Genomic DNA, 24,593 nt, shown 5'->3' on the forward strand with positions numbered 1-24,593 from the left:
AAGGCCGGGGGCGGGCCCGTACCGGTGTGCGGGTCCGCTCAGCGGCGGTTGCGCGGGTGGCCGCGGGCGGTGCGCTCGTTGCCGCGCCGGTGGTTCCCGGGCCGGTGGGCCGTCACCTGCTGCGGATCGCCGGCGGCCACCTCCGCGAGGAAGCGCCGGGCGCGCTCGCCGCGCAGGGCGCCGGCCGGGCGCCGTGCCGTCCTGGCGCCGCCGGTACGCGAAGCCCTGGGGGCCTGGCATGCCGGTGACGGTACGGCTCACAGCCGGCAGAGCGCGGCCAGGTACTCGTCCACCGTCTGCACCCGGCCGCCCTCCAGCGGCTCGTCGCCGTCCCGCCAGTGGACGGCGGCGATCTCCTCGTTGGGGACGAACGGTTCCGCGCGGCTGACCTCGGCGGTGTACAGGGCGCCGTACAGCACCCGGCGCCGCGGGCCGTCCCCGGCGGGGAGCGCGGTCCTGGCGAAGCCGACGAACCGCAGCCCCTCCTCGGACACCGGCTGACCGCTCTCCTCCCACAGTTCCCGCACGGCCGCCTGCCGGGAGGTCTCCCCGGGCTCGATGCCGCCGCCGGGCAGCTCCCAGCAGTCCCGGCCGCGCACCCGCACCATCAGCAGCCGGCCCTCGTGCCACAGGGCCACCAGCACGTAGGCCACGGCCGCGTCGGTGAAGCGGGTGTTCTCCGGCTCCCGGTGGAAGCCCAGCAGCTCCATTCCCAGCGGCCCGTGGGCGAGCGGTACCGGCACGCCGGCGTCGGCGGTGTCGGCGGCGGCGGACGAGGGCCGGAGGGACGAGACGTCTTTCATGGCGGGAGAGAGTACGCCCGCACATGCGCCGGTGGTACGCGAAGACCGGCCACTGGTGGCCGAGGATGACCGGATCACGCTCTTTACATTCCCTTTCCGGCTGCCCCGCCGACCCCGGCGGAACATCCGAGGTGTCCGGCCGGGCACGCTCGGTGACGGACGGGGTCGTCCGTACGGGACGTGGCCGTGCCGTCACCAGGAGGCCCCGTCCGGCGGGGCCCGGGCGGGCACGCGCCGTTCCCGCGCACCGGCCTTGAACCGGCCACTGTGAAACGGACATCGCGGGCCGAACGGAGCCTGGTGGTTGACGGATTGGCCGGATAAGTTCGCGACGACCACGGTCACACCCCCCACACAGGAGAGAGTCCTCCATGAAGAAGGCACTCAGGGCGTTACTGGCGCTGCTGGTGCTCGCCGGCGCGGCCGTCGCCGGCGGTGCGCCGGCGGCGGCCGACGGCAGGCCCGGCGGCGAGCAGCTCCCCGACATCGCGGACCGCCTGCGCGCGATACCGGGCATGAGCCTGGTCGAGGAGCAGCCGGCCGACGGCCACCGCTTCCTCGTGCTGGAGTACCGCCAGCCGATCGACCACCGCAGGCCCTGGAAGGGCACCTTCCGGCAGCGGCTGACGGTGCTGCACAAGGGCGAGAACCGGCCCACCGTCTTCCACACCTCCGGCTACGGGCTGAACACCGGCCCGGCGCGCAGTGAGCCGGCCCGGCTGCTGGACGGCAACCAGGTCTCCATGGAGTACCGTTTCTTCGCCCCGTCCCGGCCCCGGCCCGCCGACTGGTCGAAGCTCGACATCTGGCAGGGCGCCACCGACCAGCACCGGATCTTCCGGGCCCTGCGCAGGGTCTACGCCGGGGCGTGGATCTCCACCGGCACCAGCAAGGGCGGCATGGCGGCCGTCTACTACCGGCGCTTCCACCCGCGCGACATGGACGGCACCGTCGCCTATGTCGCGCCCAACGACGTGATCGACGCCGAGGACTCCGCCTACGACGACTTCTTCGCGAACGTCGGCACCGAGGAATGCCGGGACCGGCTGAACGCCGTGCAGCGCGAGGTGTTCCTGCGCCGCGAGGAGCTGGTGGCGCGCTACGAGGAGCGGACGCGGGCGGCGGGCGGCACCTTCGAGGTGGTCGGCGGCGCCGACCGGGCGTTCGAGAGCGCCGGGCTGGACCTGGTGTGGGCCTGGTGGCAGTACAACGGGGAGTGGCAGTGCCCCTGGGTCCCCGAGCCCTCGGCGGACACCGGGGAGCTGTACGACTTCCTCGACGAGACGGCGGACCTGTCCTTCTACACCGACCAGGGCCTGGAGTACTACACGCCGTACCACTACCAGGCGGGCACCGAGCTCGGCTCGCCCAGCTTCGGCACCCCGCACCTGGCCGGACTGCTGCGCCACCCGGACGTCCACCGGCCGCGCTCCTACGTGCCGCGCGAGATCCCGATGCGGTTCCACAAGTGGGCGATGGACGACGTCGACTGGTGGGTGCGCACCCGCGCCGAGCGGATGCTGTTCGTCTACGGCGAGAACGACCCGTGGTCGGCGGAGCGCTTCCGTACGGACCGGGGCTGTGCGGACTGTCATGTCCTCGTCGCGCCCGACGCCCACCACGGCGCGAACATCACCATGCTGGCGGAGGAGGACCGGGCCACCGCCACCGCTGCCCTGCTGGAGTGGGCGGGCCTGGGGGCGGGGGACACGGGAGCGCCGGGGACGCCGGGGACACGGCGGGCGGAACCGTACGCGCCGCTCGCGCCGTACGACGCGCGGCTGGACCGCCCGGACCCGGCCGAGCGGCGGATGATGCGACCGTAGGCCGTAGGCCGTAGGGCCGGGCCGGGAGCCCCGGGGCAGGGACGGGGGCCGGGGTGCCGCCCGGCGCGCTCAGCGCGCCGGGCGGCGCGGGAGGACGGCGAACTCCGCGCCCCGGCCGTAGGCGCCCGGGGTGAAGACCCCGGCCCCGGGCAGCAGCAGGAACGGGATCGTGGTGTCCCCGGGCAGCTCCTCGGGCGTTCCGGTGTCCAGTGGCACGGCGACGGGCCCGGGCTCCTCCCCGCCGTCCCCGCCGCCGTCCTTGCCCCCGCCGTCCCCGCCGGTGAAGCCGTAGGCGGTGCCGTCGTCGCCGACGGACAGCAGCCGGGCGGCGGGCCGGCCGTCCCGCCCGTCCAGGCAGTGCGCCTTCCCGCGCTCGAAGTCGAAGGCGAGGGGACCCACGACGGCGTACCGGCCGTCCCCCGACAGGCTCCCGGGGGAGGAGAGGCCCTCCGTGCCCTCCAGCGCGTCGCAGGGCACGGACATCTCCAGCTTCCCGGACGCCAGGTCGTGCACGGCCCACACCTCCTCGTCGAGGGGCCGTCCGCTCTCGGCGTCGATCCACGCCCACCAGGAGACGACGTGGTCCCCGGTGACCGTCTGGACCACGCCGTCCCGCTGCCACCGGTCGTGGTCCGGGTGGAAACCCGGCGGGGCGTGGTCCTTGGAATGCCAGCCGCCGGGGATGCCGAAGCCGCCCCCGGACAGGGCGACCACCGGGCCGTGCGGGGAGAGTCCGGCCACCTCGCCGTCGCCGGGGCAGCCGGCCCGGTCGCAGGAGGCCGGCAGCCACTGCCGGTCGTCGTACGTCCGGACCTGTCCGGTGGCGATGTCCACCGTCGCGGTCCTGGGCCGCAGGTCCAGGCCCGTCCAGCGGAGCAGCAGTCCCGTCCCGCCGTTCCGGAGGGCCACCCGGCCGGCGTCGGACGGGACCGGGACGGTGACGGTGCGGCTGGGGACGATGTCCTTGCCGGCGGAGTCCGCCAGGTAGAGGTCGAGAAGCGCCTTCCGGTCGGGCCCGGTGCCCTCCACCTGGAGGGTGACGACGTACTCGTACCCGTCCCGGTCGGTGGTCACCAGGATGTCGGCCGGCGGCGTCGGGCCCATGTCCACGGGCGCCGGGGTGTGCCACCGCCGGCTGATCCAGCGCAGGTCCCCGGTGGCCGCGTCGCGGGCCTCGGCGATGTGGCTGCCGCCGTCCATCTGGAGGAGGAGGACCAGGCCCGCCTTGGGCGCGACGTCCATCGGGATGTCCGCGCTGTGCTCCGACAGCCAGGCGAGGGGCTGCCGCCAGCCCCGGGAGCCGTCGAAGCCGTCCGGTGCGCTGAAACGCTTCTCCAGGGGCCGTGCCGACTCCTCGCCGACCACCTGGCCGCCGCCTCCGCAGGCCGTCAGCAGCCAGGCGGTCGACAGGGCCAGTAAGACGGCCACCGTGCCGCGTGCGGTTCTCACCCGTGGACCTCCCGTGCGCCGTCCGGACGGGCCCTGCCGGGCCGTCGGGCCGCTCGTGGGGGGACCCTAACGCGTCGGGCCGCCGGAGGGTACCGGGGCCCGGCCGGTACGCGGAGGAGCGGTGGAGGCGCGGACCATCAGCTCGGTGCGCACGGTGGCCATTCCGCCGGGCGGGACCGCCTCGCGGCCCAGCGCCAGCCGCCCGGCGCGGGCGCCCGCCTCGTGGAGCGGGATGCGGACGGTGGTCAGGGCGGGGGCGGCGTCCGCGCTGAACGGGAGGTCGTCGAAGCCCGCGACGGACACGTCCCCGGGGATGCGCAGCCCCGTCTCGCGCAGGGCGGCGCAGACGCCGAGGGCGGCGGTGTCGTTGGCGGCCAGCACGGCCGTCAGGTCCGGTGTGCGGCGCAGCAGTTCCAGGGCGCCGTCGTAACCGGAGGAGCGGTCGTACGCGCCGTGCACGGTGAGGCGGTCGGCGTCGGCGAGCAGGGCGGGGTCGTGGGCGGCCAGCGCCGCCCGGTGGCCCTCCAGCCGGTGCCGGGTGGTGGTGCGCTCGACCGGGCCCGCGACACAGCCGATGCGGCGGTGACCGAGGGCGAGGAGGTGCTCGGTGAGCCGGCGGGCGCCGCCCCGGTTGTCGAAGGCCACGGTGACCGGTCCGGCGGCGGTGCCGTCCGCGTCCCCGGATCCGTCCGTGCTCCCGGGCCCGTCCGCGCCGTCCGGCCCGCCGGGTTCCGGCAGCGGCGGCCTGCCGCACAGGACGACCCGGGTGCCGGCTCCGGCCATCCGGCGCAGCCGGGCGGCCAGGGCCGCGGTGTGCTCCGGGTCCTCCACCGCGCTGCCGGTGAGGACGACGGCGGCGGCGCGCTGGCGCTGGAGGAGGGTGAGGTAGGTCAGCTCGCGCTCGGGGGAGCCGCCGGTGTTGCAGACGACCGCCAGTTTCCGTCCCGCCTTCCCCGGTTCCAGCTCGGACTGGACGGCGCTTGCCATGATCCCGAAGAACGGGTCGGCGATGTCGTTGACGAGGACGCCGACGAGGTCGGAGGTCGCGGCGGCCAGTGCGCTGGCGGGCCCGTTGACCACGTACTCCAGCTCCTCGACCGCGCGCAGCACCCGGCTGCGGGTCGCTCCCGCCACCGGGTAGTTCCCGCTGAGCACCCGCGAGACGGTCGCGGCCGAGACCCCGGCCCGGGCCGCCACGTCCGCCAGCGTCACTGCCATTCCGTCCTCCGTGCGGGTCTTGTCGGCGGGTCTCGTCGGGGGTGTTGCCGGGGTTGTTGTGAGCAGGCTAGCTTGCCGTGACGTAGAAAGCGCTTTCTAAGCCAAGAGGCGAGAGGGAACCGCTCATGAGACGCAGGGTCGTACGGATCGCCATGAACGGTGTCACCGGCCGGATGGGCTACCGCCAGCATCTGGTCCGCTCCATCCTGGCCATCCGTGAGCAGGGCGGTCTGGAGCTGGGCGGCGGCGAGGTGCTGTGGCCCGAGCCGGTCCTCGTCGGACGCCGCGAGCACGCGCTGCGGGCCCTCGCCGAGCGGCACGGCCTCGACCCGGCCGCCGTGAGCTGCGACCTCGACGCCGTCCTGGCCGACGCGGGCGTGGACGTCTACTTCGACGCCCAGCTCACCTCCGCCCGTGAGGCCGCCCTGCGCAAGGCCGTCGCGGCGGGCAAGCACGTCTACACCGAGAAGCCCACCGCCACCGGCCTGGAAGGCGCCCTGGAACTGGCCCGGCTCGCCCGAGTCGCGGGGGTCCGGCACGGCGTGGTGCAGGACAAGCTCTTCCTGCCCGGCCTGCGCAAACTGCGGCGGCTGGTCGAGGGCGGCTTCTTCGGGCGGATCCTGTCGGTGCGCGGCGAGTTCGGCTACTGGGTCTTCGAGGGCGACTGGCAGCCCGCACAGCGCCCCTCGTGGAACTACCGCGCCGAGGACGGCGGCGGCATCGTCATGGACATGTTCCCGCACTGGGAGTACCTGCTCCGCGAGCTGTTCGGCCCGGTGCGCACCGTCCAGGCGGTCACCGCCACCCACCTGCCGCGGCGCCGGGACGAGGAGGGCAAGCCCTACGAGGCGACCGCCGAGGACGCCGTCTACGGCATCTTCCGGCTGGCGGGCGGGATCGTCGCCCAGATCAACTCCTCCTGGGCCGTGCGGGTCAACCGCGACGAGCTGGTGGAGTTCCAGGTCGACGGCACCGAGGGCTCGGCCGTCGCCGGGCTGCGCTCCTGCCGCGTCCAGCACCGCTCGGCCACCCCCAGACCGGTGTGGAATCCGGACCTGCCGGTCACCGAGTCCTTCCGCGGCCAGTGGCAGGAGGTACCGGACAACCTCGGGGAGGGCGAGGTGTTCGACAACGGCTTCAAGGCCCAGTGGGAGCTGTTCCTGCGCCATGTCGCCCTGGACGAGCCGTACACCTGGGACCTGCTGGCCGGCGCCCGCGGCGTCCAGCTCGCCGAGCTGGGCCTGGCCTCGGCCGCCGAGGGCCGCCGCCTGGACGTGCCGGAGCTGGTGCTGTGATCCGCCTGCCCGGCGCCTGTGGCACCCTGCGCGCGTACACCCCCCGCACGGAGCCCCGGGTGCCCGCCGCCCCCGCGCCCGGGGGGCCGCCTCTCGTCTCCCGCACGGTGTTCGCCGCCGCCCACGTGGTCGCCGACCCCCTCGCGGACGTCTCCCCGGACGGCCCGGCCGCCGTGGACTGGGAGGCCACCCTCGCCTTCCGCCGCCATCTGTGGTCCCACGGGCTGGCCGTCGCCGAGGCCATGGACACCGCCCAGCGCGGCACGGGCCTGGACTGGCCGGCCGCCACCGAACTGATCCGCCGCTCGGCCGCCGAGGCCGCCGCCTGCGGCGGCCGTATCGCCTGCGGGGCGGGCACCGACCAGCTCACCGGGCCCGCCGGCCTGGACGAGGTCCGCGCCGCGTACGAGGAGCAGCTCGCGGTGGTGGAGGAGGCCGACGCGCAGGCGGTGGTGATGGCCTCCCGCGCCCTGGCCGCCGCCGCCCGCGGCCCCGAGGACTACGCCGAGCTCTACGGGCACCTGCTGCGCCAGGCGTCCGGGCCGGTGATCCTGCACTGGCTCGGCCCGGTGTTCGACCCGGCGCTGACCGGCTACTGGGGCAGCACCGACCCGGACGCCGCCACCGAGACCCTCCTCGCCGTCGTCGCCGGGCACCCCGGCAAGGTGGACGGCGTCAAGATCTCGCTGCTGGACGCGGACCGCGAGAGGGAGCTGCGCCGCCGCCTGCCGGACGGAGTCCGCTGCTACACCGGCGACGACTTCCACTACCCCGGGCTGATCGCGGGCGACGGCCCCGCGGCGGGGGGCCGCTTCAGCCACGCCCTGCTGGGGATCTTCGACCCGCTGGGCCCGCTGGCCGCCGAGGCCGTACGGGTGCTGGACACCGGCGACACCGACGGCTTCCACGCGCTGCTGGACCCCACCGTCGAACTCTCCCGCCACCTGTTCCGGGCGCCCACCCGCCACTACAGGACCGGGGTGGTGTTCCTGGCCTGGCTGGCCGGGCACCAGGACCACTTCGCCATGCTCGGCGGACTCCAGTCGGCGCGCTCCCTGCCCCATCTGGCCAGGGCGTACGAACTGGCCGACGCCCTCGGGCTGTTCCCCGACCCGGCGCTGGCCGAGGAGCGGATGCGGCAGCTCCTGGCGGTGTACGGGGTGACGGCGTGAGTGCGGGGGACGCAGGGAAAGTGGGGAACGCGGGGAACGCGGGGAGCCCGCCGGGCACGGGTGCGGGCGGGGCGGCCCGCTTCGCCGTCAACCAGGAGACCGTCCGGCAGCTCTCCCTGCCCGAACTGGCGGCGGCCTGCGGCGACCTGGGCGTGGCGGGCGTCGGCCTGTGGCGCGCCCCCGTCCAGCGGTACGGCGTCGCCCAGACGGCCCGGCTGGTGCGGGACGCGGGGCTGACGGTCACCAGCCTGTGCCGGGGCGGCTTCCTCACCGCCGCCGATCCCGCCGGGCGGCGCAGGGCACTGGACGACAACCGGGCGGCCGTCGACGAGGCGGCCGGGATCGGCACCGGCACCCTGGTGCTGGTCTGCGGCGGGCTGCCGCCCGGCGACCGCGACCTGTACGGCGCCCGGGAGCGGATCGCCGACGCGCTGGCCGAGCTGGTGCCCCACGCGGCCGGGTGCGGGGTACGGCTGGCCGTCGAGGCGCTGCACCCGATGTTCGCCTCGGACCGCTGTGTGGTCTCCACCCTCGGCCAGGCCCTCGACCTGGCCGAGCGCTTCCCGGCCGACCGGGTCGGCGTGGTCGTGGACACGTACCACCTGTGGTGGGACGACCGGGCGCCCGCGCAGGTCGAACGGGCGGGCCGGGCGGGCCGTATCGCCGCCTTCCAGCTCGCCGACTGGTGCACCCCGCTCCCGGCGGGCGTACTGCTGGGCCGCGGGCAGCTCGGGGACGGCTCGGTCGACTTCCGGTTCTGGCGGGAGCTGGTGACCGCGGCCGGGTACACCGGCTGGACCGAGGTGGAGATCTTCAACGAGGCGCTCCGGGCCCGGGACGGCCGCGAGGTGCTGGCGGAGACGCTGGAGCGCTTCCGCGCCCATGTGCTCTGAGCCCGTGGTGCTCCCCGAACCCGTGTGCCGCGGGCGGCCCCGCGCCCGCGCCCGTATCCGCGCCCGCGCCCCCGCCCGCCGCCGTCGCCTCCCGCGCGCCCGCCGGACGCGCGAGAGGCGACGGCGCGCTCACCGCTCGCCGCGGTCCTGTTCGGCACCCTCCGCGTCGCCGCGGCCGCCCTCGGCCTGGGAGGGCCGGCCGGACTGCGCGGACGCCGGAGCCGAACCGCCGCCCTGCGCGCTCCGCTCGGCGGAGTGCCGCTCGCTCAGCCCCCGGGACTGGTCGACACCCTCCTGGTCGTCCCGCTCGCCCTCGGCCTGTGATGGCGTCCAGCCGCTCATGCCCCGTCTCCTCTCGCTCGGGTCCGTCGCGGCGGTCCGGTGGGACGCGCCGTGGACATCCGCCGGGTACCCCGGTGCTCCGGATCCACGCGGGGCGGCGGACCGGTCCGGGCGGGAGGACGGCGGTGCGGGCGGGCGGTGCGGGCACGGCGCGGAAGACGGCGAAAAAAATCACATCCCGCTGTGCAACCCTTCCGGAGGGTTGTGGGTCATAGCTGGTGCCGGTCGCACCAGGGGGGAGCGACGGGGGAGACCGGCGGGGGGACACGAGGGGCTCGGCCGTACCGGCGGAGCCCCTCGTAACGTTCCCGGCGGCCCCGGCCGGGGCGCGCGTCGCGAGACCTCCGGCAGCCCGGGCGGCCCGCCCGCGGCGGGGACCCCGGCCGCCGGACCGGGTGACGGCCGCGGATCCCACCCGCACCGCGGACCGCACGGCCGTCTCCGGACCGCCGCCGCGGACGAGCCGCCGGGCGGGGCACCGGTGAAGGCGTCGCCCGCGCCCGTGGTGGCCACCACCCACCACCCACCACCGCCCACCACCCACCACCCACCATCCGCCGGACCCGGCATCCGCACCGGGCTGTCCCCCTGTCAGTGTCCGGGGTTACCGTCTGTGACATGTCGTTCCAACCCGCCGTGCTCGAGGGCGTTCTCGAGCGCATCACCTACGCCAACGAGGAAAACGGCTACACGGTGGCCCGTGTCGACACCGGGCGCGGCGCCGGTGAGCTGCTCACCGTCGTCGGCTCGCTGCTCGGCGCGCAGGTAGGGGAGTCGCTGCGGATGGAGGGGCGCTGGGGCTCGCACCCGCAGTACGGCCGCCAGTTCCACGTCGACAACTACACGACGGTGCTGCCCGCCACCGTCCAGGGCATCCGGCGCTACCTCGGCTCCGGTCTGATCAAGGGCATCGGGCCGAAGATCGCCGAGCGGATCGTGGACCACTTCGGCCTGGAGACGCTGGAGGTCATCGAGGACGAGCCGGAACGGCTGATCGAGGTCCCCGGCCTCGGCCCGAAGCGCACGAAGCTGATCGGGGCGGCCTGGGAGGAGCAGAAGGCGATCAAGGAGGTGATGGTCTTCCTCCAGGGCGTGGAGGTGTCCACCTCGATCGCGGTGCGGATCTACAAGAAGTACGGCGACGCCTCGATCTCGGTGGTGAGGAACCAGCCCTACCGGCTGGCCTCCGACGTGTGGGGCATCGGCTTCCTCACCGCCGACCGCATCGCGAAGGCCGTCGGCATTCCGCACGACAGCCCCGACCGGGTCAAGGCCGGGCTGCAGTACGCGCTGTCGCAGTCCGCCGACCAGGGGCACTGCTATCTGCCGGAGGAGCGGCTGATCGCCGACACCGTCAAGCTGCTCCAGGTGGACACCGGCCTGGTCATCGACTGCCTGGGGGAACTGGCGGCGGAGGAGGAGGGGGTGGTGCGCGAGCAGGTCCCCGATCCGCAGCATCCCGAGGAGAAGGTCTCGGCGGTGTACCTGGTGCCCTTCCACCGGGCCGAGCTGTCCCTGTCGGGGCAGTTGCTGCGGCTGCTGCGCACCGATCAGGACCGTCTGCCGGCCTTCGGGTCCGTCGACTGGGAGACGGCCCTGTCCTGGCTGGCGAAGCGCACCGGTGCCGAGCTGGCCCCCGAGCAGAAGGACGCGGTGCGACTGGCGCTCACCGAGAAGGTCGCGGTGCTCACCGGTGGTCCCGGCTGCGGCAAGTCCTTCACCGTGCGGTCGGTGGTGGAGCTGGCGCGGGCGAAGCGGGCGAAGGTGCTGCTGGCCGCGCCCACCGGCCGGGCGGCCAAGCGGCTGTCGGAGCTGACGGGGGCGGACGCCTCCACCGTCCACCGGCTGCTGGAGCTCAAGCCCGGCGGGGACGCCGCGTACGACCGGGAGCGTCCGCTGGACGCCGATCTGGTGGTGGTCGACGAGGCGTCGATGCTCGACCTGCTGCTGGCCAACAAGCTGATCAAGGCCGTGGCGCCGGGCGCCCATCTGCTGCTGGTGGGGGACGTGGACCAGCTTCCGTCGGTGGGCGCGGGCGAGGTGCTGCGCGATCTGCTGGCCGAGGGCGGCCCGATCCCGGCGGTACGGCTGACGCGGATCTTCCGGCAGGCCCAGCAGTCCGGTGTGGTGACCAACGCGCACCGGATCAACTCCGGAGCGCCGCCGCTCACCCAGGGCCTGTCGGACTTCTTCCTCTTCGTCGAGGAGGACACCGAGGAGGCCGGGAAACTCACCGTGGACGTGGCGGCCCGGCGCGTTCCCGCGAAGTTCGGCCTCGATCCCCGCCGGGACGTGCAGGTGCTGGCCCCGATGCACCGCGGCCCGGCGGGCGCGGGCACGTTGAACGGCCTGCTCCAGCAGGTCATCACCCCAGCCCGTCCCGACCTTCCGGAAAAGCGTTTCGGCGGAAGGGTTTTCCGGGTGGGTGACAAGGTGACTCAGATTCGGAACAACTACGAGAAGGGCGCCAACGGCGTCTTCAACGGCACGGTGGGTGTGGTCACCGCCCTCAGCCCGGAGGAGCAGCGGCTGACCGTACGCACCGACGAGGACGAGGAGGTCGGCTACGACTTCGACGAACTGGACGAACTGGCGCACGCGTACGCGGTGACCATCCACCGCTCGCAGGGCAGCGAGTATCCGGCGGTGGTCATCCCGGTCACCACCGGGGCCTGGATGATGCTGCAGCGCAATCTGCTCTACACCGCTGTGACGAGGGCGAAGCGCCTCGTGGTGCTGGTGGGTTCGCGCCGGGCCCTGGGGCAGGCCGTGCGGACGGTCTCCGCCGGGCGGCGCTGCACCGCTCTGGACTACCGATTGCGCGGAGCGTCGCACTCCACGTAGCTTTCCGGAGGCACTCCGTGCCATGAGAGGGCCTGCTGGCCGACCCCTAGTGCACCGCACGGCACCGGGTGGGAGAGAGTGGACACAAGTCAGGGCACCTCGAAGAAGAGGCACTACGTCGGTGAGGGATGACGTGAGCGACAACTCTGTAGTACTGCGGTATGGGGACGGCGAGTACGACTTTCCGCTGGTGAACAGCACTGTCGGAGACAGTGGGTTCGACATCTCCAAACTGCGCGCCCAGACCGGTCTGGTGACCCTGGACTCCGGCTACGGCAACACCGCCGCGTACAAATCGGCGGTCACCTACCTCGACGGCGAGAAGGGCATCCTCCGTTACCGCGGCTATCCGATCGAGCAGCTCGCCGAGCGCGGCACGTTCCTCGAGACGGCCTATCTGCTGATCCACGGGGAGCTGCCCACCGTCGACGAGCTGGCGGCGTTCAGGAACGAGATCACCCAGCACACCCTGCTGCACGAGGACGTCAAGCGGTTCTACGACGGCTTCCCCCGGGACGCGCACCCGATGGCGATGCTGTCCTCCGTGGTCAGCGCGCTGTCCGCGTTCTACCAGGACAGCCACAACCCCTTCGACGAGGAGCAGCGGCACCTCTCCACCATCCGGCTGCTGGCCAAGCTGCCCACCATCGCGGCCTACGCGTACAAGAAGTCGATCGGCCACCCCCCGGTCTACCCGCGCAACGACCTGGGCTACGTCGAGAACTTCCTGCGCATGACCTTCTCGGTCCCCGCCGAGGAGTACGAGATCAACCCGGTGGTCGCCGACGCGCTGGACAAGCTCCTCATCCTGCACGCGGACCACGAGCAGAACTGCTCCACCTCCACGGTGCGCCTGGTGGGCTCCTCGCAGGCCAACATGTTCGTCTCCATCTCCGCGGGCATCAGCGCACTGTGGGGCCCGCTGCACGGCGGTGCCAACCAGGCGGTGCTGGAGATGCTGGAGCGCATCCAGGCCGAGGGCGGTGACGTCGACTCCTTCATCCGCCGGGTGAAGAACAAGGAGCAGGGCGTCCGGCTGATGGGCTTCGGGCACCGCGTCTACAAGAGCTTCGACCCCCGGGCGAAGATCATCAAGGCGGCGGCGCACGACGTCCTCTCGGCGCTCGGCAAGAGCGACGAACTGCTGGACATCGCGCTGCGGCTGGAGGAGCACGCGCTGGCCGACGACTACTTCGTCGAGCGCAACCTCTACCCGAACGTCGACTTCTACACCGGTCTGATCTACCGGGCCATGGGCTTCCCGACCAGCATGTTCACCGTGCTGTTCGCGCTGGGCCGGCTGCCCGGCTGGATCGCCCAGTGGCACGAGATGATCAAGGAGCCGGGCTCCCGCATCGGCCGCCCGCGGCAGATCTACACGGGTGTCGTCGAGCGCGACTACGTCCCGGTCGAGCAGCGCTGAGGAGACGCCCGCGCGCACGGTGCGCATCCCCTGCGCCCTCGGGTCCCGTTCCGCACTCCGGTGATCGGAACGGGACCTTCCGCATGCGCCCGGCGGGAGGGGAGGGGGTGGAGGGGGCCTGGATCAGAAGTGACGCAGGTCACATGGGATTCGGGGTAACCATCCGAGCATCCTGTGTGTCTATACGTGTGGCGGTCGGTACTCCGGCGGAGCCCACTGCCACCAGTCGTGTCCGTCTGTGGGGGACGGAGGCGGCGGTCCGCAGGCGACACACCTCGGGGGAGCTTGAGCGGCCCTCCCGCCCGTGTGCCGCCCGAGACACCCGGCCAGGATCCCGTGGGGGGAGTCCATGACCGGGAGAAGGGAAGCACCCCGTAGACGGGCCCGTGGGGGGACTCGTCGCGGGGTGCTTCTTGCTGTGGGCGGGCCTCCGCGGCTTCCGCGTGCTGCCGCCCGGTGGTGTCGGCCCGGTGTGTGACCGCGGACCCCGGCCCCGTGTGCCCGGGACGGGGGCACACGGGTCACGGGCTCTCACACGGCGCCGGAGGAGCCCTGTGCGGCCCGGGCGGGCGCCGCCGGGCCGGGCCGCCCCGCCCCGTCCACTCCGCCCGCCCCGTCCGCCACGAGCTGGGTGGCGGCGAGCCCGGCGTACAGCGCGTCCGAACCCAGCAGCTCCTCGTGGCGGCCCGTCGCACGCACCCGGCCGTTCTCCATGACCACGATGCGGTCGGCCCGCACCACCGTGGAGAGCCGGTGCGCGATGGCCAGGACGGTGGTCTCGGCCGAGAGTTCCACGACGACCTCCCGCAGGGCCGCCTCGTTGACCGCGTCCAGCTGCGAGGTGACCTCGTCGAGCAGCAGCAGCCCGGGCCTGCGCAGCAGCGCCCTGGCGATGGCGATCCGCTGGCGCTCACCGCCCGACAGTGTCACCCCCCGGTGCCCGACCTGGGTGTCCAGACCTTCGGGCAGCCGCTCGACGAGGCCGTCGAGCCGGGTGCGCGACACCGCGCGCCGCACCTCCTCCTCCGTGGCCCGCGGGGCGGCGAGGAGCAGGTTCTCCCGCAGGGTGCCTGCCAGCACGGGCGCGTCCTGCTCGACATAGGCGATCGCCGACCGCAGTTCGGCCAGCGGCCAGTCCCGGATGTCCCGGCCGCCGACGGAGACGGTGCCCGAGTCGTGGTCGTAGAAGCGTTCCAGCAGGGCGAACACCGTGGACTTCCCGGCGCCGGAGGGGCCCACGAGCGCCGTCAGCCCGCCGGCGGGCACCTCGAAGGTCACCTTCCGGTGTGCCGGGGCGCGCTCGCCGCCGTACCCGAAGACCACGTCCTCGAACGCGACGCCGACCGGAGCCGGCCGCCCGCCGGGCGGGGCACCGCCGGTGCCGTCGGTGTCATCGCCGGTGCCGCTGTCGCCGCTGTCGCCCCTGTCGGTGCCGTCGGTGCCGTCGGGGAACTCCCGCGGCAGCGACTCGACCTCCTGGATGCGCCGTACCGCGGCCAGTCCGCTGTTCAGCCCCGTCCAGCCGTCGGTGAGCTGGCCGAGCGGGCCCATCAGCGCGAAGAGGTAGAGGAGGAAGGCGATCAGCGAGGAGATCTCCATCGCCCCGGAAACGGCCCGGGCACCGCCGATCCCCAGCACGGCGAGGAAGGCGAACTGCACCGCCACGGACGTGGTGACCTCGGAGACCGAGGTCCACCCGGCCACCGCCACCCCGCGGTCGTGGGCCCGCCGCGCCGCCTCGGTGACGGCCGCGGTCTCGCGTTCCTCGGCCCCGCTCGCCTTGACCGTGCGGAACGCCTGCAACGAGCGGTCCAGCAGCGACCCCATCGCGCCGACCGCCTCCTGCGCCTGGAGCTGCGCCCGCTGGATCCTCGGCATGAGCAGCGCGAGCAGCCCCAGGGCGAGGAGCACGGCCAGCAGGGTGACGCCCAGGAGCACCAGGTCCACGACGGCCATCAGCACGATCGTGCCCAGCAGCATCAGCAGCCCGGTGACCGCTTCCACGATGCTGCGGGAGAGCACGGTGCGCAGCAGCGAGGTGTCACCGGTGGCGCGGGAGAGCAGGTCGCCGGGGGTGAGCCGGTCGACGGCCGCGACCCGCAGCCGCAGCATCCGGCCGACGAGCCGCCGCCGGGCGTGCAGGACGACGGCCTCGCCGGTGCGCGCCAGCAGGTATCTGCCGCCCGCCGCGAGGAACGCCCCGACGAGCACGACGAGGGTGAGGGCTATCAGCGGGCCCACCGGTGAGCGCCCCTGGGCGAAGGCGTCCACGGCGTACTTCGCCATCATCGGCATGGCGAGGTCCGCCCCGGAGCCGACCAGGGTCAGCAGCGCGCCGCCGAGCAGCGCTCCCCGGTGCGGCCGCACCCGGTCCCGGAGCAGCCGCAGCGGGGTGGTGCTGCCGGTGGTGCCGCCGGCGGGGCTACCGGCCTGTTCGGACGCCGCCGTCCCCGCCGTCCCCGCCGGGTCCGTCTCCGGTCCCGGTGCCGTGCTCGCCGCCATGCCCGTGCCCGCCCTCGCGCCCGCGCCCGTCCCCGGAGCCGCCGTCGTCGTCATCGCCGCCCCCTTCGCGCACCGTGACCGTCATGAGCGGCCGGAGGTCCTCCGCCGACTGCTCGCCGACCGCCCTGCCCCCGGCCCGCACCCAGGCGTGCGGTGAGAAGGGCGGCGCGCCGCGCACCCCCACGCACCAGTCGGGCCACACGCCCGACATCCGGCAGGCCAGCGCGATCGCGATGGAGCGGGGCAGGCAGCCGTACCAGCCGGCGCACCGGCGGCTGGTGGCCACCACCGCCTCGTACACCCGGAGGGTCTCCTCGTACCCGGCGGGGCGGGCGCCGCGGCTGACCCGGGCCAGCACCCGGCGCAGCCTTCCCGGCCGCAGCCGGCTCAGGACGAGGGCCGCGGCGACGGCGGTGCGCAGCCGCGGCCCGCCGGAGCCCGAACCCCGGCGGGGCATGGTCATCTCGGTGGTCATCGGCTGATGATCTCCGCCTCGGCCAGCTGACGGGTCAGCTCCTCGACGTCGGCCTCCGCCTCGGCGCGTTCGACGTCGAACTCCTCCAGCAGCCGCTCGACGGCGGCCTCCCGGCCCAGCCCCTCGGCCAGCGCGTTCACCACGACGGCGCCGCACTCGTTGAGCTGCCAGTAGGTGCCGCTGCGCTCGTCGAGCAGCACGGCACCGTACTCGGTGGTGGTGAGGGCCACGCCCTGCCTGAGTTTCAAGAGACCGCCTCGCTCTTCGCCGACTTCTCGGGGTTGTTCTCGGGATCGTTCCCGGACGCGCTCCCGGGGCCGCGGCGGGGCTCCCCGGCCGGCCAGGCATCCCGGGCCGTACGCAGCCAGGCCTCGCAGGACACCGGCGCGTCGATCGGGTACTGCTGGAGGAGGGGCGAGAACGGGTCGTCGGCCAGCCGGCCCAGCTGCCGGGCGTCGACCAGCCCGTGCCCGGCCAGGAGGGAACCGTCCCACAGCGCGCGCAGCTCGCCGGAGTGCTCGCGCAGCCCCCGCACGTCGTCGGCCGCCATGTGGTCCTTGGTGGTCCTGGCCAGCAGCCGGGCGGGCACCACCTCGCGCATGGCGGCCACCAGCAGCGGCTTGTACCGCCAGGGGACCACCCGGTCCTCGGTGCGGACGGCGAGGACGGCCTCGACGACCCGGTCGTCGTAGAAGGGCGCGGCCACCGGCAGGCCGACGGTGACGCCCACGTCCTCCAGCGCCTGGAAGACCCGGGCCCCCAGCCGCACGGCGTCGAGGTCCGCGTGCCGCCCGGGGCGGGGGCTCAGCGGCTCGGCGTGCCCGGCGGCCGTACGGAGTTCGTCCAGGATCAGCGTCCGGGCGCCGTCGGTGAACCAGGGCGGCATCGACTGCCGCATCCCCCAGGAGAGCAGCGGGGTGCGGCCGGCGGCCGGCGGTTCGGGCGTCACGGCGCCGGCCAGCCAGTCGGCGTACGAGGGGCGCGCGACCATGCCGCGCAGGGTGGGCAGCAGCGGCCAGCCGAGCTGGTGCCGCAGCGCGCCGATCCGGCGCCACGCCTTCAGCGGGCTGCCCGGGAGCAGGTCTAGACAGGCCGCCGGCAGGCCGTTGAAGAGCTCGTCCCCGCCGTATCCGGTGAGGTGGTACTGGGAGCCGCTCGCGGCGGCGTGGCCGGTCAGCAGCTGTGCCCGGGCCCGCGCGGGGGCGACGGGGAAGGGCTCGTCGAGCAGTTCCGCGGCGTTCCCCCGCAGGTCCGCGTAGAACAGCGGCACCTCGTCGGCCGGAACGACGTGGTGCTCGACGGGGAGGGCGGTGATCCGGCGGGCGTCCTCCGCGCCGCGGCGGGCCCATGTCTCGTCCTCGGCGTGGCCGTCCCGCGCGGCGGCGGTCAGCAGGGTCGTCTCCCGGTCGCCCGCGCGCAGGGCGAGGAAGGTGACGGAGGTGGAGTCCAGTCCGCCGGAGAGCTCGCAGCTGATCCGGGTGCGCCCCGCGAGATGGGCGCGGACGGACTCGGTGAGCGCGGCGGCGAGCAGCGGGGCGCCCCGGGCGGTGTCGAGCTCCGGCTCCGGGGGATGCCACCAGCGCCACACGGTGTGCCCGGCGCCGGAGCCGCCGGGGCCGTCGCGCAGGCTGAGCGCGTGGGCCGGGTCGAGCTCCTCCAGCCCCCGCCACACCGGGCGGTGCCGCAGTGGGTGCGGTACGACGTCCAGCAGGCGCAGGGCGAGCGCGCCCTCGTCGAGCTCCGCCCCGGTCAGGTGCGCCAGGACCGCCGGGCGGTCGGAAACGAGGCGGCCGCGGCCGTGCCGGGCGTGGTAGACGCGCCGGTGTCCGGACGCGGTGCCCCGGACGCAGACCTCCCCGCCCACCCGGGAGACCACGTGGTGGATGCCGGGCAGCCGGGTCAGCCGCCGGTGGAGGTCGGCGGTGTCGCGGGCCGGTTCCAGGATCCCGGCGAGCACGTCCTCGGGGACGGGGGCCGGGCCGATCAGTACGAGGGAGTCGTCGCCGCGGGTGACCCGGCTGACCTGCCGGAAGGGGAGGCGGAAGACGATCCAGGGGCGTCCGGAGGGATGGGGCACGAAGTGCGGTCCCTCCGCCGCCGGGCGAAGATGCCCGGCCACGGCCTGCCCTTCGGCCGTGTCCGGGAGGACCGCGAAGAAGTCACGCAGGTGACCGGGCATCTTCATCTCCTACGGGTTCGTCTCCTGCGGGTCAGACGATCCGGCGGGAGAGGAACTCCTTGTAGGAGCCGTAGAAGTAACCCGCGGTCTTCTTGCCGAAGCTCCCCTGGTTGAAGAGGGCGGGCTTCACATAGGTCTTCTTCTGCGTCTTCTTCACGTCTTGTGCTCTCCTCTGGTGACAGAACAGCCGTGTACGGCTGCGAACATCCGCGCCGCACCCGGGCTGTTGCTGGAGTGGCGAACGGGATCACATTCACAACTAGCCAGAGGCACATGCAACGCACTTTTGCGCCAACCTCGATCAGCGGGCGAGATGTACTGTTTGCCAAAGGAACGGGCTCGCGCTCATATGATCACCCGGCCGTCCCGGTCCCGGCCGCCGGGACCGGGACAGCCGGGCACCGGTCAGTGGAAGGTGCGCAGCCGCAGGCTGTTGGTGACCACGAAGACCGAGGAGAAGGCCATGGCGGCACCGGCGATCATGGGGTTGAGCAGACCGGCGGCGGCCAGCGGCAGGGCGGCGACGTTGTAGCCGAACGCCCAGAAGAGGTTGCCCTTGATGGTGCCCAGGGTGCGGCGGGAGAGCCGGATGGCGTCGGCGGCGACGCGCAGGTCGCCGCGGACCAGGGTGAGGTCGCCGGCCTCGATGGCGGCGTCGGTGCCGGTGCCCATGGCCAGGCCGAGGTCGGCCTGGGCGAGGGCGGCGGCGTCGTTGACGCCGTCGCCGACCATCGCGACGGTGCGGCCCTCGGCCTGGAGGCGCTTGACGGCCTCGACCTTGTCCTCGGGCATGACCTCGGCGATCACGGTCTCGGGGGAGGGGTCGATGCCCACCTCACGGGCGACGGCCTCGGCCACGGCGCGGTTGTCGCCGGTGAGCAGGACGGGGGTCAGACCCAGGGCGCGCAGCCGGCCGACGGCCTCGGCGCTGGTGGGCTTGACCGCGTCGGCCACCGTCAGCACCCCGCGTACCGCTCCGTCCCAGACGACCAGGACCGCGGTACGGCCCGCCGCCTGGGCGGCGTCCCGGGCCCCGGCCAGCTCCCGGGGGAGCCCGGGAGAGACGCCGCCGGTGCCGCCGGTGCCGCCGGTGAGCAGCTGCTCCCGGCCGACGAGCACCTCACGGCCCTCGACGGTGCCCCGCACGCCCAGTCCGGGGAGGTTGGCGAATCCCTCGGGGACGGGCAGGGTGCCGAACCTCTCGGCCGCCCCGGCGGCGATGGCCTGGGCGATGGGGTGCTCGGAGGCGTGCTCCAGCGCCCCGGCCAGCCGCAGCACCTCGTCCTCGGCGGTGCCCTCCGCGGCGACGACGTCCCGCAGCTCCATCCGGCCGGTGGTGACGGTGCCGGTCTTGTCCAGCACGACCGTGTCCGCGCGCCGGGTGTTCTCCAGGACCTCGGGTCCCTTGATGAGGATGCCGAGCTGGGCGCCGCGCCCGGTGCCGACCAGCAGCGCGGTGGGGGTGGCCAGACCCAGGGCGCAGGGGCAGGCGATGATCAGGACGGCGACGGCGGCGGTGAACGCGGCGGTCGCCCCGCCGCCGGTGGCGAGCCAGAAGCCCAGGGTGCCCAGGGCCAGCAGGATGACGACGGGCACGAAGACCGCCGAGACGCGGTCGGCCAGCCGCTGCACCTCCGCCTTGCCGCTCTGCGCGTCCTCCACCAGCTTCGCCATCCGCGCCAGCCGGGTGTCGGCGCCGACCCGGGTGGCCGCCACGACCAGCCGTCCGGAGGTGTTGACGGTCGCCCCGGTCACCGTGTCGCCCGCGGTGACGTCCACCGGGACCGACTCGCCGGTCAGCATGGCGGTGTCCACGGCCGAGGAACCCTCGACGACGGTGCCGTCGGTGGCGATCTTCTCCCCGGGGCGGACGACGAAGTGGTCGCCGACCGCCAGCGAGTCGGCCGGAACGCGTTCCTCCCGGCCTCCGCGCAGGACGGTGACCTCCTTGGCGCCCAGTTCCAGCAGGGCGCGCAGGGCGGCGCCCGCGCTCCGCTTGGAGCGCGCCTCCAGATGGCGGCCGAGCAGGATGAACGTGGTCACCCCGGCCGCGACCTCCAGATAGAGGGCGGAGGAGGCGTCCGTCCGGGAGACGGTGAACTCGAAGCCGTGCCGCATCCCCGGCATCCCGGCGTGGCCGAGGAACAGCGCCCACAGCGACCAGCCGAAGGCGGCGAGCGTGCCCAGCGAGACCAGGGTGTCCATGGTGGCCGCGCCGTGCCGGGCGTTGGTCCAGGCCGCGCGGTGGAAGGGCAGGGCGCCCCAGACCACCACGGGCGCGGCCAGCGTCAGGGACAGCCACTGCCAGTTGTCGAACTGCAGCGCGGGGATCATCGACAGCAGCACGACCGGCGCCGACAGCACCAGTGAGATCCAGAAGCGCTGCCGCAGCGCGTCCGTCTCCCCGCCGGTGTCCGTACCGCCGTCCGCGCCGTCCGCGCCGCCCGTGCTGTCCGCGCTGCCGCCCGTGCCGCCGTCCGGCCGCCGGGCGGCGGGCGGCTCGGGGAGGGCGGCGGTGTAGCCGGTCCTCTCGACCGTGGCGATGAGGTCGTCCACGGTGACCCCGTCGGGGTAGGAGACGCGGGCCTTCTCCGTGGCGAAGTTGACGGTGGCGCTCACCCCGTCCATCCGGTTGAGCTTCTTCTCGACGCGGGCGGCGCACGAGGCGCAGGTCATCCCGCCGACGGCGAGTTCGACCTCGGAGGCCGCCGCCGGTTGTCCGGCGGCCGTGGTCGTACTGGTGATGGTGTCGGTCGTACCGCTCATGGTGACCTCCGTAAGTTGTCAGGCGGCCCGGGAGGACCGGGCCGTACCACTCGCGCGGCTGCGCGGCGGCGGTACGGCCCGGGCGGTGGGGTGGGGTGGGGTGGTGGCCGGACGGTGGTCAGGCCCGGCCGGCGAGTTCGTAGCCCGCCTCGTCCACGGCGGCGCGTACCGCCTCGTCGTCCAGTTCGCGGGTGGACGTGACGGTCACCAGCCCGGTCGAGGCGGCGGCCTCGACCCCGGTGACGCCGTCGATCCCGGAGACCTCCTCGGTGACCGCGCCCTCGCAGTGGCCGCAGGTCATGCCGGTGACCTTGTAGGTGGTGGTGACGGTGCTCATGGCTGTTGCTCCTTCGAACGGTCCCTCGGTGACGCCCGTCAGTGCGGACGTGTGTTCCGACGATGACCACACTATACCCCTAGGGGGTATTAAGCAAAGGCGCTCCGCCGGTGCGCGCCCGCCGTGCGCCCCCGGTGGCGGAAGCGGTCGCCGGACCCGCCGCCGGGGCCTGTCCGCGCGGCCGGGTAAGGTGCCCGCCGGTGCGGTACCGGGGTGGAAGAACGATCGGCAGCAGCGACAGCGGGAGCGTCTCAGGTGGTACTCGTCATCGTTTTCGGAGTGGCACTGCTGGTGGCGGTGCTGCTGTCCGGGCTGGCCGCCCGGTCGGTGCTCTCCACCTCACTGCTGTTCCTGGTGGGCGGCGCGATCGTCAGCGACGGCTTCCTCGGGCTGATCCACATCACCCCGGACAGTGAGATCGTGGCGGTCACCGCCGACCTGGCGCTCTTCGCGGTGCTGTTCACCGACGGCATGCACGTCTCGTTCCCGGCGCTGCGCCGGGCCTGGCGCAATCCGGCCCGCGCCCTCGGGCTGGGCATGCCGCTGTCCTTCCTCGGCGTCGCGCTGCTCACCCACTTCCTGGTGGGCCTGGACTGGACGACGTCCTTTCTGATCGGCGCGGTGCTGGCGCCCACCGACCCGGTGTTCGCCTCGGCCATCGTGGGACGCCAGGAGGTGCCGGCCCGGCTCCGGCAGCTGCTCAACATCGAGAGCGGCGTCAACGACGGCCTGGCGCTGCCCTTCGTCCTGATCCTCATCGCGGCCGCCGCGCCCTCCGGACACGCCGAGGACGCCGACTTCGGCACGATCGGCACCGAACTGGCCCTGGGCCTGCTCTTCGGCGTGGCCCTGCCGCTGCTGGTGAGCCTGCTCGTCCGGTTCCGGCTGCTGGGCGCCGAGCCGAAGCTGCAGCCGCTGCTGCCGCTGGCCACCGGGGTGATCCTGTACGCGGCCTGCCACCTCACCCACGCCAACCCCTATCTGGCCGCCTTCTCCGCGGGCGCGGTGACCGTCGCCGTGTCGCCGGAGGCGCAGAAGGCCTTCGAGCCGCTGGGGGAGTCCCTGGCGGAGCTGGCGAAGTTCGCCGCGCTGCTGGTCTTCGGCGCGCTGCTCACCCCGCAGCTCTTCGGGGACCTGTCCGCCGGCGGCTACGTGGTCGCGGTGCTGGCCATCGTGCTCATCCGCCCGGCCTCGATGCTGCTGTCGCTGGCGGGCACGGACTTCGACCGGAAGGAGAAGCTGACGGCGGCCTGGTTCGGCCCCAAGGGCTTCGCCTCGGTGGTCTACGGACTGCTGGTGCTGCAGTCCGGCATCCCCCAGGCCGAGGACGCCTTCACCCTGATCGCCGTCACCATCGCCTTCTCGATCGTCGCGCACAGCAGCACGGACGTGCCGATCGCGCGGGTCTTCGACGTCGAGGAGCTGGCCGGCATCCCGGACGACGGCAGGGGACCGCGGCTGTCGTCGTCCGGGCGCGGCGGCGGGACGGGCGGCGGAGGGAGCGCCGGGGAGACCGGAGGGGACGCCGGCGCGGGCGGGAGCGGGGCCGGCTCCGTCAGCCCTCGCGGTTGACGGACTCGGGCCGTCCCCCGGTGCCCTCCTCGGGGGCGGCGGAGACGGCGGCGGCGTCACCGGCGTCACCGCCGGCCGGGACCTCGCCCGCCCGCTGGTAGACGTCCGGGATGCCGTCGTGGTCCTCGTCCCGGTTCTCCTCCTCCCACAGCTGCTTGTACTTGGCGTTGCGGACCCGCAGGAGGACGCAGGCGACGAGGGCCGAGGCCAGCGAGCCGATCAGGACAGCCGCCTTGACGCGCTCGGTGAGCGCGTCGTCACCGGCGAAGGCCAGCTCGCCCACCAGTAGTGAGACGGTGAAGCCGATGCCGGCCAGCATCGAGACCCCCGCCACGTCCGCCCAGGCCAGGTCCTTGCTGAGCTGGGCCCGGGTGAATCGGGCGACCAGGTAGGTGCCGCCGAAGATGCCCAGGATCTTGCCCGCGAACAGACCGAGCATCACGCCCAGGGCCTCGGGCTGGCGGAAGGTCTCGCCCAGCGCGTCGCCGGAGACGCTGACCCCGGCCGCGAAGAGGGCGAACACCGGCACCGCGAAGCCCGCCGACAGCGGCCGTACCTGGTGCTCGATCCGCTCGGCCGGGGACTCCTTCTCGGTCGCCCAGCCGCCGCTGCCCTTGAGGGGGACCACCCGCAGCAGCATGCCCATCGCAACTCCGGCGATGGTGGCGTGCACCCCGCTGGCGTGCATCAGTCCCCAGATCACCAGGCCCAGCGGCACGTACACGTACCAGCCGCGCACCCGCAGCCGGTGGTGGAGGAACCAGAACACCGCCAGCCCGGCCACCGCCCCGGCCAGGGCGCCGAGGTTGAGGGTGGAGGTGTAGAAGATGGCGATGACGGCGATGGCGCCGAGGTCGTCGACGATGGCGAGGGTGAGCAGGAAGGCCCGGATGCCCGAGGGCAGGCTGGTGCCGATCACGGCGAGCACCCCGAGCGCGAAGGCGATGTCGGTGGCCATCGGCACGGCCCAGCCGTCCATCTGCCCGCCGCCCGAGGCGTTGACGGCGACGTAGAACAGCGCGGGCACCACCATGCCGCAGAGCGCGGCGACGATCGGGAGCGCCGCGGCGGCCGGCCGCCGCAGCTCGCCCAGGACCAGCTCGCGTTTCAGCTCGATGCCGGCGACGAAGAAGAAGATCGTCAGGAGGCCGTCGGAGGCCCAGTGGCCGATCGACAGGTCCAGATGGAGCTCCGGGATGCCGAAGTGGAAGTCCCGGACGGACTCGTAGACGTTCCCCCACGGCGAGTTCGCCCACACCAGCGCCACCAGCGCCGCGGCGAGCAGCACCATCCCGCCGACCGTCTCGGTGCGCAGCGCGTCCAGCAGGAAGCGGCGCTCCTGGAAGGACGGCAGACCGAAGAGGGAGGCGCGCTCCTGCGGCTCCTTGGAGGGGCTGGACGACATGGGTGGGCCTCCCGGGGGTCGGTTGAGAGAAAGCGAGGAAAAGCGAAGAAAGGGGTGATACGTCGCCGACCAGACTTCCCGGCACACCTATG

Annotated in this window: 19 protein-coding genes and 1 pseudogene; 7 read left to right on the forward strand and 13 right to left on the reverse strand. The window is 73.9% G+C overall.

The features are described 5' to 3' along the window. Positions 1-38: 38 nt before the first annotated feature. Together CUT44_RS34315 and CUT44_RS28005 are read right to left on the reverse strand one after the other, a co-directional pair. Positions 39-240 (reverse strand): annotated as a pseudogene (locus tag CUT44_RS34315) (hypothetical protein). Between the two features lie 17 nt (positions 241-257). Beyond that, on the reverse strand, positions 258-803 hold the full coding sequence (locus CUT44_RS28005; RefSeq protein WP_199185863.1) for an NUDIX domain-containing protein: 546 nt from the start codon (positions 801-803) through the stop codon (positions 258-260). A 371-nt stretch (positions 804-1,174) separates the two neighbouring features. On the opposite strand from CUT44_RS28005, the gene CUT44_RS28010 reads away from it, so the two are divergent. Continuing rightward, complete coding sequence (locus CUT44_RS28010) at positions 1,175-2,629, forward strand: alpha/beta hydrolase family protein (RefSeq protein WP_100204757.1); 1,455 nt, start codon at positions 1,175-1,177, stop codon at positions 2,627-2,629. Positions 2,630-2,698: 69 nt separating this feature from the next. On the opposite strand, the gene CUT44_RS28015 is transcribed toward CUT44_RS28010, so the two are convergent. Next, positions 2,699-4,078: a hypothetical protein gene (locus CUT44_RS28015; RefSeq protein ID WP_100204758.1), complete on the reverse strand. Its 1,380-nt coding sequence runs from the start codon at positions 4,076-4,078 to the stop codon at positions 2,699-2,701. 66 nt (positions 4,079-4,144) lie between these two features. Further along, on the reverse strand, positions 4,145-5,296 hold the full coding sequence (locus tag CUT44_RS28020) for a LacI family DNA-binding transcriptional regulator (RefSeq protein WP_100204759.1): 1,152 nt from the start codon (positions 5,294-5,296) through the stop codon (positions 4,145-4,147). Between the two features lie 125 nt (positions 5,297-5,421). Between CUT44_RS28020 and CUT44_RS28025 the strand changes: the two genes are divergently transcribed. From CUT44_RS28025 to CUT44_RS28035, 3 genes are all read left to right on the forward strand, one after another. Beyond that, positions 5,422-6,591 (forward strand): Gfo/Idh/MocA family protein, encoded by a 1,170-nt coding sequence (locus CUT44_RS28025; RefSeq protein WP_100204760.1) that lies wholly within the window; start codon positions 5,422-5,424, stop codon positions 6,589-6,591. Further along, on the forward strand, positions 6,588-7,763 hold the full coding sequence (locus tag CUT44_RS28030) for a dihydrodipicolinate synthase family protein (protein ID WP_100204761.1): 1,176 nt from the start codon (positions 6,588-6,590) through the stop codon (positions 7,761-7,763). Before CUT44_RS28025 ends, CUT44_RS28030 begins: the two co-directional genes overlap by 4 nt. 116 nt (positions 7,764-7,879) lie before the next feature. Next, the gene (locus CUT44_RS28035) at positions 7,880-8,656 is read left to right on the forward strand and encodes a sugar phosphate isomerase/epimerase family protein (protein WP_408646818.1); all 777 of its coding nucleotides are present in this window, start codon (positions 7,880-7,882) and stop codon (positions 8,654-8,656) included. Positions 8,657-8,785: 129 nt separating this feature from the next. Here CUT44_RS28035 and CUT44_RS28040 read toward each other — a convergent pair whose 3' ends face one another. Next, complete coding sequence (locus tag CUT44_RS28040; protein WP_100204763.1) at positions 8,786-8,998, reverse strand: hypothetical protein; 213 nt, start codon at positions 8,996-8,998, stop codon at positions 8,786-8,788. Between the two features lie 618 nt (positions 8,999-9,616). Here CUT44_RS28040 and recD2 point away from each other — a divergent pair. Further along, positions 9,617-11,842: an SF1B family DNA helicase RecD2 gene (recD2, locus tag CUT44_RS28045; RefSeq protein ID WP_100204764.1), complete on the forward strand. Its 2,226-nt coding sequence runs from the start codon at positions 9,617-9,619 to the stop codon at positions 11,840-11,842. A 133-nt stretch (positions 11,843-11,975) separates the two neighbouring features. Next, positions 11,976-13,265: a citrate synthase gene (locus tag CUT44_RS28050; RefSeq protein ID WP_100204765.1), complete on the forward strand. Its 1,290-nt coding sequence runs from the start codon at positions 11,976-11,978 to the stop codon at positions 13,263-13,265. 531 nt (positions 13,266-13,796) lie between these two features. Here the strand turns inward: CUT44_RS28050 and CUT44_RS28055 are convergent. The 7 genes from CUT44_RS28055 to CUT44_RS28080 all read right to left on the reverse strand — a co-directional run bounded on the left by CUT44_RS28055 (position 13,797) and on the right by CUT44_RS28080 (position 21,566). Beyond that, on the reverse strand, positions 13,797-15,767 hold the full coding sequence (locus CUT44_RS28055; RefSeq protein WP_107488072.1) for an ABC transporter ATP-binding protein: 1,971 nt from the start codon (positions 15,765-15,767) through the stop codon (positions 13,797-13,799). Further along, positions 15,688-16,242: a lasso peptide biosynthesis B2 protein gene (locus CUT44_RS28060; RefSeq protein WP_107488073.1), complete on the reverse strand. Its 555-nt coding sequence runs from the start codon at positions 16,240-16,242 to the stop codon at positions 15,688-15,690. Before CUT44_RS28060 ends, CUT44_RS28055 begins: the two co-directional genes overlap by 80 nt. Further along, on the reverse strand, positions 16,239-16,490 hold the full coding sequence (locus CUT44_RS28065) for a lasso peptide biosynthesis PqqD family chaperone (RefSeq protein WP_100204767.1): 252 nt from the start codon (positions 16,488-16,490) through the stop codon (positions 16,239-16,241). The genes CUT44_RS28060 and CUT44_RS28065 overlap by 4 nt, the downstream gene beginning before the upstream one ends. Next, the gene (locus CUT44_RS28070) at positions 16,487-18,421 is read right to left on the reverse strand and encodes an asparagine synthase-related protein (protein ID WP_332888294.1); all 1,935 of its coding nucleotides are present in this window, start codon (positions 18,419-18,421) and stop codon (positions 16,487-16,489) included. Before CUT44_RS28070 ends, CUT44_RS28065 begins: the two co-directional genes overlap by 4 nt. Before the next feature lie 31 nt (positions 18,422-18,452). Further along, positions 18,453-18,578: a keywimysin-related RiPP gene (locus CUT44_RS32610; RefSeq protein ID WP_107488074.1), complete on the reverse strand. Its 126-nt coding sequence runs from the start codon at positions 18,576-18,578 to the stop codon at positions 18,453-18,455. Between the two features lie 248 nt (positions 18,579-18,826). Continuing rightward, positions 18,827-21,187: a heavy metal translocating P-type ATPase gene (locus tag CUT44_RS28075; protein ID WP_100204769.1), complete on the reverse strand. Its 2,361-nt coding sequence runs from the start codon at positions 21,185-21,187 to the stop codon at positions 18,827-18,829. Between the two features lie 118 nt (positions 21,188-21,305). Continuing rightward, on the reverse strand, positions 21,306-21,566 hold the full coding sequence (locus CUT44_RS28080; RefSeq protein WP_233221776.1) for a heavy-metal-associated domain-containing protein: 261 nt from the start codon (positions 21,564-21,566) through the stop codon (positions 21,306-21,308). A 213-nt stretch (positions 21,567-21,779) separates the two neighbouring features. Between CUT44_RS28080 and CUT44_RS28085 the strand changes: the two genes are divergently transcribed. Then, entirely contained in the window at positions 21,780-23,096 is a 1,317-nt protein-coding gene (locus CUT44_RS28085) for a cation:proton antiporter (RefSeq protein ID WP_100204771.1), read from the forward strand. On the opposite strand, the gene nhaA is transcribed toward CUT44_RS28085, so the two are convergent. Next, positions 23,080-24,501, reverse strand: coding sequence for a Na+/H+ antiporter NhaA (gene nhaA / locus CUT44_RS28090; RefSeq protein WP_100204772.1), 1,422 nt, complete (start codon positions 24,499-24,501; stop codon positions 23,080-23,082). The two genes, CUT44_RS28085 and nhaA, sit on opposite strands and share 17 nt — an antisense overlap. Positions 24,502-24,593: the final 92 nt, after the last annotated feature.

Source organism: Streptomyces carminius (genome assembly GCF_002794255.1).
Lineage (GTDB): Bacteria > Actinomycetota > Actinomycetes > Streptomycetales > Streptomycetaceae > Streptomyces > Streptomyces carminius.

Coding starts and splice junctions, on each gene's coding strand:
- CUT44_RS28075 (WP_100204769.1), bottom strand. CDS start 21,187: ATGAGCGGTACGACCGACACCATCACCAGTACGACCACGGCCGCCGGA.
- CUT44_RS28010 (WP_100204757.1), top strand. CDS start 1,175: ATGAAGAAGGCACTCAGGGCGTTACTGGCGCTGCTGGTGCTCGCCGGC.
- CUT44_RS28060 (WP_107488073.1), bottom strand. CDS start 16,242: ATGACCACCGAGATGACCATGCCCCGCCGGGGTTCGGGCTCCGGCGGG.
- CUT44_RS28055 (WP_107488072.1), bottom strand. CDS start 15,767: ATGGCGGCGAGCACGGCACCGGGACCGGAGACGGACCCGGCGGGGACG.
- CUT44_RS28025 (WP_100204760.1), top strand. CDS start 5,422: ATGAGACGCAGGGTCGTACGGATCGCCATGAACGGTGTCACCGGCCGG.
- recD2 (WP_100204764.1), top strand. CDS start 9,617: ATGTCGTTCCAACCCGCCGTGCTCGAGGGCGTTCTCGAGCGCATCACC.
- CUT44_RS28005 (WP_199185863.1), bottom strand. CDS start 803: ATGAAAGACGTCTCGTCCCTCCGGCCCTCGTCCGCCGCCGCCGACACC.
- CUT44_RS28040 (WP_100204763.1), bottom strand. CDS start 8,998: ATGAGCGGCTGGACGCCATCACAGGCCGAGGGCGAGCGGGACGACCAG.
- CUT44_RS28070 (WP_332888294.1), bottom strand. CDS start 18,421: ATGCCCGGTCACCTGCGTGACTTCTTCGCGGTCCTCCCGGACACGGCC.
- CUT44_RS28020 (WP_100204759.1), bottom strand. CDS start 5,296: ATGGCAGTGACGCTGGCGGACGTGGCGGCCCGGGCCGGGGTCTCGGCC.
- nhaA (WP_100204772.1), bottom strand. CDS start 24,501: ATGTCGTCCAGCCCCTCCAAGGAGCCGCAGGAGCGCGCCTCCCTCTTC.